Origin of the sequence: Dyadobacter sp. CY351 (assembly GCF_021502625.1) — a bacterium.
In the GTDB taxonomy this organism is placed as follows: domain Bacteria; phylum Bacteroidota; class Bacteroidia; order Cytophagales; family Spirosomataceae; genus Dyadobacter; species Dyadobacter chenhuakuii.
Genome location: NZ_JAKFFU010000002.1, coordinates 715039 through 728979 on the forward strand (window position 1 = coordinate 715039; position 13941 = coordinate 728979).

11 protein-coding genes are annotated in these 13941 nt (G+C 46.6%); 7 read left to right on the forward strand and 4 right to left on the reverse strand.

Features of this window, described 5'->3' with window-relative positions:
- Positions 1-5: 5 nt before the first annotated feature.
- From L0660_RS05080 to L0660_RS05090, 3 genes are all read right to left on the reverse strand, one after another.
- The gene (locus tag L0660_RS05080; RefSeq protein ID WP_233795838.1) at positions 6-3356 is read right to left on the reverse strand and encodes a TonB-dependent receptor; all 3351 of its coding nucleotides are present in this window, start codon (positions 3354-3356) and stop codon (positions 6-8) included.
- 223 nt (positions 3357-3579) lie between these two features.
- Entirely contained in the window at positions 3580-4701 is a 1122-nt protein-coding gene (locus L0660_RS26200) for a FecR family protein (protein ID WP_235158425.1), read from the reverse strand.
- Between the two features lie 102 nt (positions 4702-4803).
- The gene (locus tag L0660_RS05090; RefSeq protein WP_235158426.1) at positions 4804-5358 is read right to left on the reverse strand and encodes an RNA polymerase sigma factor; all 555 of its coding nucleotides are present in this window, start codon (positions 5356-5358) and stop codon (positions 4804-4806) included.
- A gap of 287 nt (positions 5359-5645) precedes the next feature.
- On the opposite strand from L0660_RS05090, the gene L0660_RS05095 reads away from it, so the two are divergent.
- The 3 genes from L0660_RS05095 (at position 5646) to L0660_RS05105 (ending at position 10584) form a co-directional block, all read left to right on the forward strand.
- Complete coding sequence (locus tag L0660_RS05095) at positions 5646-7175, forward strand: SulP family inorganic anion transporter (RefSeq protein WP_235158427.1); 1530 nt, start codon at positions 5646-5648, stop codon at positions 7173-7175.
- 206 nt (positions 7176-7381) lie between these two features.
- The gene (locus L0660_RS05100) at positions 7382-10183 is read left to right on the forward strand and encodes a PAS domain S-box protein (RefSeq protein ID WP_235158428.1); all 2802 of its coding nucleotides are present in this window, start codon (positions 7382-7384) and stop codon (positions 10181-10183) included.
- Positions 10180-10584, forward strand: coding sequence for a response regulator (locus tag L0660_RS05105; protein ID WP_235158429.1), 405 nt, complete (start codon positions 10180-10182; stop codon positions 10582-10584). Before L0660_RS05100 ends, L0660_RS05105 begins: the two co-directional genes overlap by 4 nt.
- Positions 10585-10592: 8 nt before the next feature.
- Here the strand turns inward: L0660_RS05105 and L0660_RS05110 are convergent, their stop codons facing one another.
- Complete coding sequence (locus tag L0660_RS05110; protein ID WP_233795844.1) at positions 10593-11015, reverse strand: response regulator; 423 nt, start codon at positions 11013-11015, stop codon at positions 10593-10595.
- 230 nt (positions 11016-11245) lie between these two features.
- Between L0660_RS05110 and L0660_RS05115 the strand changes: the two genes are divergently transcribed.
- The 4 genes from L0660_RS05115 to L0660_RS05130 all read left to right on the forward strand — a co-directional run bounded on the left by L0660_RS05115 (position 11246) and on the right by L0660_RS05130 (position 13836).
- Positions 11246-11605, forward strand: coding sequence for a YtxH domain-containing protein (locus tag L0660_RS05115; RefSeq protein ID WP_235158430.1), 360 nt, complete (start codon positions 11246-11248; stop codon positions 11603-11605).
- Between the two features lie 2 nt (positions 11606-11607).
- Positions 11608-12036 (forward strand): YsnF/AvaK domain-containing protein, encoded by a 429-nt coding sequence (locus L0660_RS05120; RefSeq protein WP_235158431.1) that lies wholly within the window; start codon positions 11608-11610, stop codon positions 12034-12036.
- A gap of 47 nt (positions 12037-12083) precedes the next feature.
- Positions 12084-13172, forward strand: a complete 1089-nt coding sequence (locus L0660_RS05125) for a YsnF/AvaK domain-containing protein (protein WP_235158432.1) — start codon at positions 12084-12086, stop codon at positions 13170-13172.
- A 169-nt stretch (positions 13173-13341) separates the two neighbouring features.
- Complete coding sequence (locus L0660_RS05130) at positions 13342-13836, forward strand: hypothetical protein (RefSeq protein ID WP_235158433.1); 495 nt, start codon at positions 13342-13344, stop codon at positions 13834-13836.
- Positions 13837-13941: the final 105 nt, after the last annotated feature.

Consider the following 13941-nt stretch of genomic DNA (forward strand, 5'->3'; position numbering starts at 1 on the left):
GGGTTTTAAAACGTAATGTTCAGACCAATTGAAGTCACTTTTTGCTGCGGATAACCACGGCCCAGGTTATTTCCTATTTCAGGATCAAAATTGCGCAGAGGCGTCCAGGTAAACAGGTTCTGCGCAGATACATATACCCGGGCACTCTGGGTCCTGATTTTTTTGGTTACCGCAGCCGGAATGTTGTAGGAAAAGGTGACCGTTTTTAGCCGGAGATATTTTGCATTGCCCATCCAAAAACTCGACCGCTGGGTGTTATTGGTGGTTGGAGCAGCTGTGATCCGCGGATTGCTGGCATTGCGGTTCTCGGGCGTCCAGTAATCCATGTGGTTTGCGAATGCACCCATTCCGTTAAAAAAGGCCCATCCTGCATCCAGATCGTAATAAAAGTTGGTTTTGCCCGCGCCCTGAAAGAGCATGTCCAGATTAAAGTTTTTGTATTTGACACCAGGAGAAATTCCGTAGATAATGCGCGGACTTGCAACGGGATCGCCGATGGTTGTAATGTCATTGTCATTGATACGCCCATCGCCGTCGAGGTCTTCGTACCGGATATCTCCCGGCTGCACTTTGCCCCAGGGCTGAACTGCAATCCCCGGTTTGAGCGCGCCCGCATCATCAAAATCCTCCACCTGAAAAAAGCCCAGGGAATGGAAACCGAACTGCGTGCCCAGCGGCCGGCCGGTAAGCCTTCTGTTGGGGTTATTGAAAGTAGTGGCTGTTTCAAACACCTGTAACACTTTGTTCTTAGCATAAGTCAGGTTTCCTGAAAGTGATATTTGCAGATCGTTGGAAACGCGGTAATTGGATCCCAGCGAGAGGTCGAAACCACGGTTGTCCATGATCCCGTCGTTGACCTGGCTCAGCCCGATGCCGTATTCCAGCGGAAGGACCACGTCTGGGTTGACGAGCATATTAGAACGTTTTTCGTAGAAATAATCCACTTCAAAATTCAAAAGCCCCCGCCACAATGTCCCTTCCAGACCAATGTCGGTTTTTCTGGCCCTTTCCCAGGTAATATTCGGATTGGCCTGATTGCGCTCTCGAACGGCTTGTACCGCGCCTCCGCCAATCACATATGCCGGGCCAACCACATTGTATGTACTGAGATACTGGAACGGGCTTCCGGCAAGTGCGCCAACTTCTCCATAAGATGCCCTCACTTTAAGGTTGTCCAGCCAGCGCACTTTTCCTTTCAAAAACGGCTCCTCCGACAGCCTCCAACCCGCTGAGAATGCCGGGAAAAAGCCGAACCTTTGTTCAGGTGAAAAAAAGTAGCTTCCATCGTAGCGACCGCTCGCTTCAAGTAAATATTTATCTGCATAATCGTAAGTGACACGATAAACCACACCCACTTGCCGCGCTGAGCTGGAAGTCCCGCTGGTTGTCATATCCGCATTACTGCTACTGCCCATATTGATCTCGTCGATCGCCAGATTATAGTTCCTGCGGGTCGCAGCAAGGGTCATGAACTCGTTTGCTTTTGCTTCAAATAAACCTAAAACCCCAATGTTGTTTTTTCCGAAAGAGCGGTTGTAGTTCAGGCCGGCCTGGTAGGTGAGCTGGTGATTTTTCGCCGTGCTCATGTTCAGTGACGGTTTTGTCTGACCAAAAATACCATCGGTGATCACATATGGTTTCTGAGAAGTATTGATAGACGCCAGATGCACGGGTAACGTCCAGAGTTTACTCATTTCAGTCGTAGGATCGTAGGCAATGGTGCCTTTCAAGCTCAGTCCTTCAATAAATGGGATCTGCTGCTCTATGGAAAGTTGCGTGTAAATGCTGGTGGTATTATCCCGCTGGTAACCGCTGTTCAGAATGCTGCCAGTCACATAGGAACCGTTCATTCCATTGCTGAAAAACAGCGGCCCGTTCTGGGGATGGGCATAATGCAGCAGCTCGAAAATCCGCGCGGTATTAATGGATGGGTAAAGCGATTTTTGTACCCGGCCATTAAGGTTCAGGGAAATTTTGGTAGAGTTTGTTACGTTCGCGTCCAGGTTTAATGCAAGATTGTACCGGTTGTTGTTGGTTGCGTGCCACATACCAGCCTGATGCTGATAACCCACACTGGCATAATACGATACACGCTCGGCTCCGCCCGAAAGCTCAATGTTATGCGTCGTGATTACTGCATTCCGGGCAATGAGCTCTTTACGTACGTCATGGTTCGGATATTTGTCGGTATCCGATCCGTCAATGAATTTTTGCAGCTCTTCATCTGTATAAGGTTTTGGCAGACCAGCCGATTCGGCAGCTGCATTTTTTAGTAAGCCAAACTGGTGCGCGCTTGCATAGTCGGGTAGGACAGTCGGGTTTTGAAAACCTACATAACCATTGTATGTAAGGCTTGGCGTGCCTTTTTTTCCTCGTTTAGTAGTCACAAGCACAACACCATTTGCACCGGCAACACCGTAGGGAGCCACGGCAGCGGCATCTTTCAAAATCGTGAAAGATTCGATCGTATTGGGATCTAAATGCTGGAAGTTTCTAGGGATATTATCAACGATCAGAAGCGGCTGATTGGCCCCGGTAGAAGAGATGCCGCGGATAAAAATGCTGGATCCGTCGCGTCCGGGCTCTCCCGAACCCTGTTTTACAATCACACCGGACAGCCGCCCTCCCAGACTGTTGCTTAAATTCGTGATCGGGATATCGCCGACTTCTTCACCTTTCAATGTAGAAACTGCCGCGGTTACGGATGTTTTCTTTTGTACTCCATAACCCACCACCACCATTTCGGTCAGCGATTTGATATCTGCTGTAAGTTGGATATCAATGCTGCTTTTGTCTGCGGCCACTTCCTGACTGGTGTATCCAACAAAGCTGAAAATGAGGGAAACCGGGCCATCCGGTACGGTCAGTTTGTAATAGCCGTCGTTGTCCGTGGTGGTTCCCTGCGTGCGTCCTTTGATCATAATGCTCACGCCCGGCAGCGCATCACCCTTGTCATCGGTCACGCGGCCATTTATCGATTTATCGATCGGAGCGGACGAGCCGGGATTATTTTCTTTCGTAGGTTTAAGCATTTGGGGAGCATAGCTGAGCACAATCTGCTTGCCGGTTACATCGTAGGAAATCTGTAAAGGCGTGAGCAGTTGTTTGAGCACTTCGCCCAGCGTAGCGTCTTTTACAGTGATGCTGACCATCCTGCCGGATTCGATAACCTGGGGACTATACGAAAAGTGTACATCAGCCGATTTTTCAATCTCTTTAAGCACCATTTTCATCTTTTTCTCTTTTAGGTCCAGCGAAAGCCGCTGGTTGAGCAACTCCTGCGCCGACAGGTCATTTGCCCAGGAAACACCAAAAAATGCGCATAGCAGCAGTATTTGCACCAACGAGATTTTCATACATAGGAATAGTAAATTTCTGGCATGTTCCATATTTTTGATTGTTTGTTCGTAATGATTGAAAAGTTCGGACAAAGGATTCCCCGTCAGTCTGGCAAGGCTGTTATCGAAGGAATTCCGGCCAACGATGGAGCAAGCATCGTTGGCTAATTTTTGCGGCGGTAGTTTATGTGCTTCCTTTCATAGGGCGGTGATTTAGGATTAGGGTTTAGGAATAAGGTATTCAAATCTCTTTGCAGCCTTTGGAAGTGATAATGATCTGCGCATCCACAATCTCATAAGTAGCGCCGATAGACCGGCAAATAATGTCCAGCTTGCCACGCAGGGGCTCCTCGCTCAGATTTGCAGTAAGCTCGCAGCTTTGGAGTAATTCGTCACTGAAGACAATATCAACACCGTAAGCCATTTCAATTTCTTCCAAAACCCTCAACACCGGGGTTTCATCATACACAAATGCGCTGACAGGTGCAGCCGGGAGTAATGCAGGACTTTCAACCAGTGCTTTATTGAACTGCTCGCCAGTCCGTTTGAACACGACCTGCTGGTTGGGCAAGAGCAGCACGCCCGCTTTTTCTGAATGCTGTCGCGAGCTGTTACTGTATTCTTTTTCCTGATAAACAGATACTTGGCCGCTCTGCACCTTTACGATTACATCCGCGTCTTTTTCAAAAGCACTTACTTCGAAGCGCGTGCCGAGTACTTTGGTTATAATTTCATTGGCATATACCAAAAACGGCCGCTCCGGATTTTTACGAACGTCAAAAATCGCTTTGCCCGACAAGTATACATTGCGGTTCTCATTGTTATAGGCGCTTGAATAGCTCATCTTACTGGCAGGAAACAGGAGCACGGAACTGCTGTCGGGCAGGTAGAATATTTGCGGCTCAGAAAGTGAGTTAACTTTTTCAATGCGCGTATCCTGTAATTGGGAAACCTGCTTCTGATACATGGAACCTGCTGCATCATGCTGCCATACAAACCAGTAACCCGCGGCAAGGATAGCCAGCACCACGCATGCGGCCAACAGGCGGCTATGTTGCCAGCTTACCATCGGAACGACCTTTTCCCGGTCCGGCTGCGCGGAGCGATTGGTCGCCCAGATTCTTTGAAGCAACTCTTCTTCGGCTTCTTCCGAAAGATAAATGCGTGTGTAGTCCTTTAATCCGAGCAGGACTGCTTCTACCAGCTTGCGGGCTTCCTCCCAGTCTGTTGCTTGTCCTGGATTATCGCGCAGCCAATTGTACCAAAACAGATCGGATTCAGGGCTTGGTAGCAAATAGTGCCGCAGGAAGGCATCATCTATCGCCAGGTCAATTACGCTGAAATTTGTGTAGTCTTTAATCACATTACTGCCTGTTATTTATCAGTATATAACAAAACAGCTATGATCATACTCACTTGCCATTGAAAAAAAGTAAAAAATTTGCAAATGCAGAATATAATATGGCTATTTGAGCCACTCACGAAGTTTTTGGACAGCACGGTGGACAAGGTTCTGCGCCGATTGCCGGTTCACAGAAAGGATGTTTCCTATTTCCTGATAATCCATATTTTCGGTGTAACGAAGTCTGATCGCCTCCTGCTGGCGATGCGGAAGCAGTGCGACCAGCCTGCGCATCAGCTCCTGCCGGTTTTCAGCTTCTTCTTTTTCGGCGTAAACTTCATCCGTGGAAGGCTCGGACCACAGATCGTCTAAATCTGCCTGTGTAATCGGCGAATGTGATTTTTCCTGCCGTTTCAATAGATGAATTATTCTGATTTTTAATGCTTTGAGCAGATAGTGACGAATGTGTTCAGGAAGAGAAAGCCGCTCCCTTTTTATCCAGATCTCGGTGAAAACATCATGAATGCAGTCCAGCACAAAAGCTTCTGAAACCGGCACCAGGCTCATCCCGTAACGATACATGGCCTTCACATGCAGCCGGTAAAGGTGGGTGTAGGCATCCTCGCTGCCCGACTGAAATGCTTTCCATAACTCCTGTTCATCAACATTTCCGTCCATCGGCTGGGTTAGCATTAGAAGATTGGATATTCTGAAGGCTTTAAGTAAGTCGAAAGGCCTGCCGTAACGTTTTTTTACTTAGCATTGTATTGAATATAGCCGCCTATGGGTTGCAATGGGCCAGCTTTTCTGTGGTTTAAAAGTGGGCTCCATCATCATTTATGAAGATCTTCCTTATACTTTTGCTGTTGCTACGCAACGCTGTTCGCGGGAAGTTGTCAGGTGGTTCGGGCTGCAATGATGGGCTGGCTCAGCTCCTGAAACAGAATGATATAATAAATCCATAAATGAAAAGCTTCTTTAATCTGTTCGATTTCAAGCAGAAAGTAAATTATAAAAATGAAATTTTAGCCGGACTGACCGTCGCGATGACGATGATGCCGGAATCGCTTTCTTTTGCTATTCTGGCTGGTTTTTCACCTTTGGTCGGGCTTTATGCAGCATTCATTATGGGCCTGGTCACGTCCATTTTCGGCGGCCGGCCGGGCTTGATTTCGGGCGGAGCGGGAGCCACGGTGATTGTATTGATCGCGCTTATGCAATCGCACGGGGTGGAATATGTGTTTGCAGCGGTGGCGTTGGCCGGGGTTTTTCAAATCCTAGTCGGCATATTCAAGTTCGGGAAGTTTGTGCGGTTGGTGCCGCAGCCGGTCATGTATGGTTTTGTGAATGGTTTGGCAGTGGTCATTTTTATGTCGCAGCTGGAACAGTTCAAAACGGTTGTAAATGGTGAAACTACCTGGTTAGCAGGCGCGCAGTTGCTGGTTATGGCTGGTTTGGTGGCGCTTACGATCGGCATTATTATCATTTTTCCAAAACTTACGAAGGCAGTTCCGCCTTCACTGGTTGCGATCATTATCGTATCCCTCGTTGTCCTGGGATTGGGAATTGAAACCAAAACAGTGCGCGACATTGCGTCCGTAAGCGGCGGGTTTCCTCCCTTTCACATTCCGGACATCCCGCTCAATTTCTCCACATTACAGATTATTTTTCCCTATGCCCTGGTCATGGGTGCGGTGGGGCTTACCGAAGGACTTCTAACATTGAATCTGGTGGACGAAATAACCGGGACGCGGGGTGATGGAAACAGGGAATGCATCGCACAGGGGAGTGGGAATATTTTAAATGGTTTTTTCACCGGAATGGGTGGATGCCCCATGATCGCGCAAACGCTGGTCAACCTTTCGGCAGGCGCAAGGGCCAGATTATCAGGTATTATCGCTTCGCTGACCATTCTCATGATCATTCTTTTCGGTGCGCCTGTCATTGAACTCGTTCCCATGGCCGCCCTTACGGGTGTCATGTTCATGGTTGCGATCGGGACTTTCGAGTGGGTGAGTTTCAGGATTATTAATAAAATGCCCAAGCAGGATGTGTTTGTAGGGATACTGGTTGCGGCGATCACGATTTACCTGCATAATCTCGCCCTGGCTGTCCTCATTGGCGTCATTATTTCGGCATTGGTATTTGCCTGGGAGAGTGCCAAACGGATCCGCGCGCAAAAAATGACTGATGAAAATGGCGTCAAACATTATAAAATCTACGGCCCGCTGTTTTTCGGATCGGTAACTGCATTTTCCGAGAAGTTCGACATTGCTAGTGATCCGGAAAAAGTAATTATTGATTTCTCTGAAAGCCGGGTTGCAGATATGTCCGGCATTGAAGCGCTTAATAAGATCACTGAAAAGTATCAGAAAGCAGGCAAAAAAGTCCACCTCACGCATCTGAGCCCCGATTGTCGAAGGTTATTGGCCAATGCACAGGATGTGATCGAAGTAAATATCGTCGACGACCCTAACTATCACGTAGCGCTCTGAGGGTCAGAAGCCGTTAGCATTTCACAATTCTTCAACTCCAATCCCTGCCGAAAAAAGGAAGAAGTGTTTACGACACTACTTCTTCCTATATTTAATACAAAATAATTCGACATTGTTAGCTTCACTCTTCGTTTAACATTTGCATATTGAAATAATAAATTCAAAATCAAGCCCCGGCGTGTTGCACACATCCTAATGGATTTAAAATGGAGAGTAGTCTGAAAATAGTTTACCTGGAAAATTCACACGATCAAGCGAACATTGTAACACAAGCCTTGCAGAAAGCAGACCTGCTTCCAGTCATCACAATAGCTGGCACGAGAGAACAATTTATTGCTGCTATCACGGAATCTGCTCCCGATATCATTCTTTCGGAATACAATTTACCAGGCATTAAATGCACCGAGGCGCTTGAAATTCTGCGGTCGCTTGACCTTACGATTCCCTTCATTGTTATTTCCGATGCGGTCTCCGATACAATGGCGGAAGAAATGTTGCTGACGGGGGTAGATGACTATATGATCAAAAATCAGGCTGGACGTTTGTCATTTGCAGTGCATAAGGCCCTTGAAAAATACCAGGTTAAGCGGGAACAACAGGCGTTGCTGCAACAATTAACCAATAGTGAAGGGCGTTTTCGCACCCTTGTTGAAAACAGCAGCGATGCGGTGGTGATACTCGATAGGGAAGCGCGGCCAACTTATGTATCACATGCGGTAAAAAACGTCCTGGGATATACGGCCGAGGAAGTTATGGCTATGGACATTTTCTCCAAGGCGCACCCCGAGGACCTTTCCGGGTTATCGGATACTATGATGAAAGTATTTGCCAATCCAGGAACCGCAATACCAGGGCATACCGGCCGAATGCTTCATAAGGATGGCACATGGCGCTGGATAGAGGCAACGGTAACCAACCTCCTGGACGAGCCGGCGGTGAATGGGATTGTTGATAATTTCAGGGATATTACAAAACAAAAGGTCAGCGAAGATAAAATACTGCATCTGAACAGGCTGTATGCTTTCCTGAGCCAGGTTAACCACACGGTTGTACATGCGCCGGACGCGCAAACGGTCCTGAAAGAAGTTTGCAGGATTGCGTGTGAAACCGGGAAATTTCAGGGAGCCTGGGTAGGGATGTTTGTCCACGACACTGAAAAAATCAATGTTGTTGAACAGCATGCCGTGCCGGAAGAATTTATGGCTGGCCTTGCAAATGTAGCTGGCGAGCAGACCATGTTGCGTTCGTCTCTGGAATCACAGCCTTATTATATTACCAATAACACCCAGGAAAAATTTCTTTCCGATTCCTGGAAAGCGCTGGCAGCTTTGGCTGGATACCAGTCTTGTTTGGTTTTGCCCATCAAAAGATCGGGCGAGATCGTGGGGACGTTTAACCTTTACGCTTCCGAAACGGATATATTCACTGAGGCAGAAATTACTTTATTAGAGGAAGCAGCCATGGAAATTTCTTACTCCCTGGATTTCTTCGAAAAAGAAAGATTGAAACTGATCGCTGACGAACAACTCAAACACAAAGAAAGACGCTTGCGGCAGGCCCAGGCGATAGCCCATTTGGGCAGCTGGGAAACAGACCTGGCAACCAATACCAGTGTATGGTCGGATGAAGCATGCCGGATTTACGGCCTGGAAGATCAGGACAACATTCAATCCACAGCGTCGTGGCTGTCATTTGTGTATCCCGAGGACCTGGAATATGTTATAAAAAGCAATCAGCGCGTATTGGATTCCATGCAGCCCGCCGACTATCATCACCGTATCATCAGAAAAGACGGGCAGGTCAGGCATTTGCACGTGCGCGCGCAGATCGAGCTGAACAGCCTCGGAGAACCAGCTACATTATATGGTGTTTTACATGATGTTACTGAGCAAAAACAAGCCGATGAAAAAGTAATTAAGGCGCTTGAAGAGAGAAAAGTGATCCTTGAAAGCATAGGGGACGGGTTTTATGCATTGGATAAAAACTGGACCGTCAACTATTGGAACAAAGAAGCCGAGATCCTGTTGCATCTCCCGAAAGAGAAAATACTGGGTCGGAGCTTGTGGGATGTTTTTCCGCACGTCGTCCAGACAACTATTTATGAAAAATATAATAAGGCGGTGGAGCTTAATGCAATCCAGCATTTCGAGTTTTACTATGCAATGGACAACACCTGGTTCGAGATTACAGCTTACCCTTCCCTGAATGGCCTATCGGCGTATTTCCGGGACATTACCGAGCGGAAAGAGTCTGAATCAAGGCTCCGCGAGCTTAATGAGAATTTACGGAACTACGCGAGTGAGCTTTCCGAATCCAACAAAGGGCTTGACCAGTTTGCGTACATCGTATCACACAACCTGCGGGCGCCCGTAGCAAATATTATCGGGCTGGGCGAGCTGATTAGCCAGGATGCTTATCCGCAACCGGTGAAGGACGAGTTCCTGGAAGGTATACTATTGAATGTAAAAAGGCTGGATGATGTCATTTCGGATTTGAATACAATCTTGCGTATCAAACGGGAGGTAAGCGAAAACAAAGAATCTGTGAATTTGCAGCATCTGGTCGATAACATACGGTCGAGCCTTCAAAACATCATTGATAGAGAGCAGGTCAGCATTCAAACAGACTTCCGCGCCGTAGATGAGTTGTTTACGCTTAAAACTTACCTGTACAGCATCTTTTACAATTTGATTATCAATAGCATAAAGTATCGCCGCCCGGATCTGTCGCCTGTTATTTACATTAGCAGCAGCCTCGACGACGGCCTGGTAAACATTAGCATACGCGATAATGGGATGGGAATTGATCTGACAAGAAAAGGCTCTCAGATTTTTGGTTTATATAAACGCTTCCATCAGCATGTGGAAGGCAAAGGCCTGGGGCTGTTTATGGTCAAAACGCAGGTGGAAATGCTCGGTGGAAAGATTCATGTGAATAGTACTGTGAATGAAGGCACTGAATTCAAGATTGAATTTCAGTCTGAACTGAATCAAAACCCGGTTATATGAAGTTACCTGCTCAATTTATTGTGGTTGACGATGATCCGATCAACAATATGGTCTGCAAATATGTGATCGCAAGTGTTGCACCCGCGGCCAGCATACAGCTGTTTACCAATCCGGAAGAAGCGCTAACGTTCTTCAAAGAAGCATTTGGGCAGGCGACACCTTTTGGGGAAACGGTGCTCTTTCTTGACATTAATATGCCCACAATGAGCGGGTGGGAATTTCTGGATGAGGTGGCCTTATTTCCCAGTCAAATGCGCTCACAACTTGCTATATATTTGCTTTCGTCCTCCATCGACCCGGAGGATATCAAGAGTGCCGAAGAACATCCGCTTGTGCAGGGCTATCATTCCAAGCCGCTCAGCAAGGAAGTGTTCGGGAAGATTTATTCAGAAAATGAGTGAAAGGCGGTTCAGAAATTATTAGGGGCAGCACACTTTTTCCAATAGTCGATCATCACTTTGATAGTCGATTTAATCTCTTCAAATTCACCTGGTTTTACAAAAAATCCCTGCGCTGATGTGCTGTAAGCATCAATAACGACCTGATGGTTAATGGCCGTTGTAAAATAAACGTAAGGAATGCATTTAAGGCTCAGCTCGGCATCTGTTTGGACTTTTCTCCTCAGTTCCAGTCCGTTAAGCTGGGGCAGGTTAATGTCCGAGATAATGATAAAGGGCCGTTCGTCGACCTGATACAAATATTGTAATGCCGTTTGCCCATCCGCAAAATACATCCGCGGATTAGAGTAACCGAGCTCATTAAAAACTTCTTCTAATACAAACTGATCGTCGGGGTCGTCCTCTATAATGATAATCGGGCCGTTCTTATTCATGCTATATAATTGTGTAGCGGAGAATTCAATTGAATTACAAACATACTTTTGCAGGAAGTAATTTGCCAAAGCTAAACAGCTTTAATGTCAAATCAGCATTACGCCCTAAATAACTGGGCCAACGAATTGTGCATGGCCTAACATTGCACTATGCATCGCTGAATCGTCCCTGGCTTTTCGCCTGGCACATTTTTAGCAGTAATTGAGGCTCAACTAAACATTATAATGTCATGAGCTCGAAGTATCATTATGAAGACAAAGAAGATTTTAACGGCGGTTTTGTAATTGGTGTGCTCGTAGGTGCGACAGTTGGTGCGTTAGCTGCCATGTTATTCGCTCCAAAATCAGGCGCAGAGACACGTCAGCAGATTAAAGACCTGGCCGATCAGCAAAAAGACAAGCTGAAAAATCAATGGGAAGAAACAAAATCAAAGGCTGCCGAAGTAGCTGGCACAGCCAAGGATAAGCTTAACTCTTTGACAGACCAGGTTAAAGACACAGCGAATGCATATGTCGATAAAGCAAAGGGTTCCGCTGAACAACTTGCCGATGAGACAAAAGAAACTGTGGACAAATTTCCGAAACAATAACAATGTCTTCCAATAATGACGATTCCGGGATCGGTCATGAATTTTCTTCCTTGGAAACAAAAAAGATCCCGGTAATCGAGGAAAAACTGGTGATATCTTCCAAAGTTGTAGAAACGGGGAGTGTTACTGTTTCAAAAAAAGTGCTGGAAGAGGAAGTTTTCGCTGATGCTACGGTTACGAGTGAAGAAGTGACCATAGAAAGAAAAGAAATCAATCAGTACGTGGACGCTGCTCCGGCACCTGTTCGACAAGAGGGGGATATTACCATTATTTCGGTTGTCAAGGAGGTTTTGGTTGTGGAAAAGCGGTTGATGCTCGTTGAAGAAATTCACATAAAAAAGCATCAGCACCAGGATCAGAAAACATATTCACAAGTGCTGAGAAAAGAAGAAGTCACGATTTCGAGAGACACTTCAGGCATGGATATTTAAGAGTGGGCGGCTAATCAACAAACCAATAACTTTTAAAATAAGAAATCATGGCTAATACAGTAGTTGGAATTTTCGAATATGAAAGCGATGCGCAGGAAGCGCAAAACTATTTACTGGCAAACGGATTCGCAGGCGGCGATGTCGATATCAAAACGGCTTCCTACAAGTCGGACCAGGAAACATCAACTGTTCATAATGACGACGAGGATGTGATGGACCGTATCGGTAACTTTTTCAGGGACCTGTTTGATGGGGACGAAGAAGAAACAAGACGTTACTCGGAAGCGGGACGTCGCGGAACCATTGTAACAGTTCATGCTGCCAATGCTATGGAAGCCGAAAACGCAGCTGCTATTCTCGACCAGTTCGGTGCGGTGGATGTGAATGACCATAATGCTAAGTATACGGCAGACCAAGGATATACGGCAGATCAAGGATATGCAGGCACCGCTACGGAAGTTCCGGTAAATCCATATCAGGATAACACAGTAGATCCTTATGCAAACCGATCGCTTAATGTTGTATCTGATTCAGATGATTTAACAACCCGTAACGACAGTTCGCTGATTGGCGACGAATATTCAACAAATCGCGATCGTTCACTTATTGAAGATGACTATTCAACAATTCGGAATGACAGCTCGATTGTTAGCGATGACATTTCAACAAATCGGGAGAGTTCACTGATCGGAGATGACTATTCAACCGATCGGGATGAAAGATCCATCATTGCGGATGAGCAATCGGGATCGTTACCAGTTATCAAGGAAGAGTTGCAAGTTGGGAAACGCGAGATTGAAACGGGTGGCGTGCGTCTGAGAAGCCGCATCATTGAACGTCCGGTCCAGGAAAGCGTTCGCCTGCGTCAGGAGCAGGTGAATGTTAACAGGACACCTGTTGACCGCATTGCTTCAGAATCGGATTTTGATACCTTCACTAAAGGAACTATTGAAATGAAGGAATATGCAGAGATCCCGGTTGTAAATAAGGAAGCTCGGGTTGTGGAAGAAGTAAGCTTGAACAAGACAGTGGACGAGCGCGATGAGGTAATCAACGAAACGCTGCGCCATACAGAAGTGGAAGCCGAAGATCTGACCGATGAAGAGCGATTGAGAAGAAGGGGGCTCGACCTTTGATCAGACATAATTAGACGTCAAATAGGCACTTTAACAGGTGCCTATTTTTTTGTGCCCAAAAATGAAAATTTGTTAGTGAGCGATCTGATCTGTTGGCATGCCTTTTATAATATCCTCCGCCTGGAATGGCTATTATGCCAAACATTATTCATCAAACATTAACCGAACCATGAACAAGCCATTAATCTCATTTCTTGCAGCAATGCTATTTGCTACCACCGTGTCGTATTCTCAAAATGCAACCGTTTCGGGCGGGCAAAATGCTGATAAGAGCAAGCAAGGACAAACTGCATCGCAAAGTAAGCAAGGACAGTCTGCCGCTCAGAGCAAGCAAGGCGCGAATAACGCGCCGGCTGCCAGTCCATCCAATCCCAGGCCGGAGGGCAGGAGCAACGCTAACAGCGGTGACGTACAATCAAGCACGAGACCGGGAGGCGCCACGAACGAGAATGCGAACGACGTCGGCAGATATTCTTCCGATAATGAAGATTCGAAATCATTACTGAACTCAAAGGAAGCAGTAGCAAGGCGTAAAAAAAACCTGACCGAACCGGATACGACCATGAAGAAGGGCAGCGGTTCTGCACCAAAAAATACGAAGAACCACACCGGAAAGACCAACAACTACAAAAACGAGGCGACCAAGCATAATACGAAGCAGTAATATTCCGGCGCGAGTAATCTCAGATTTCAATGTAACAGCTAAGAATACCGCCATAGAAATGTGGCGGTATTTTATGCTATGTAACCATTGCTTTATCCTTGAATT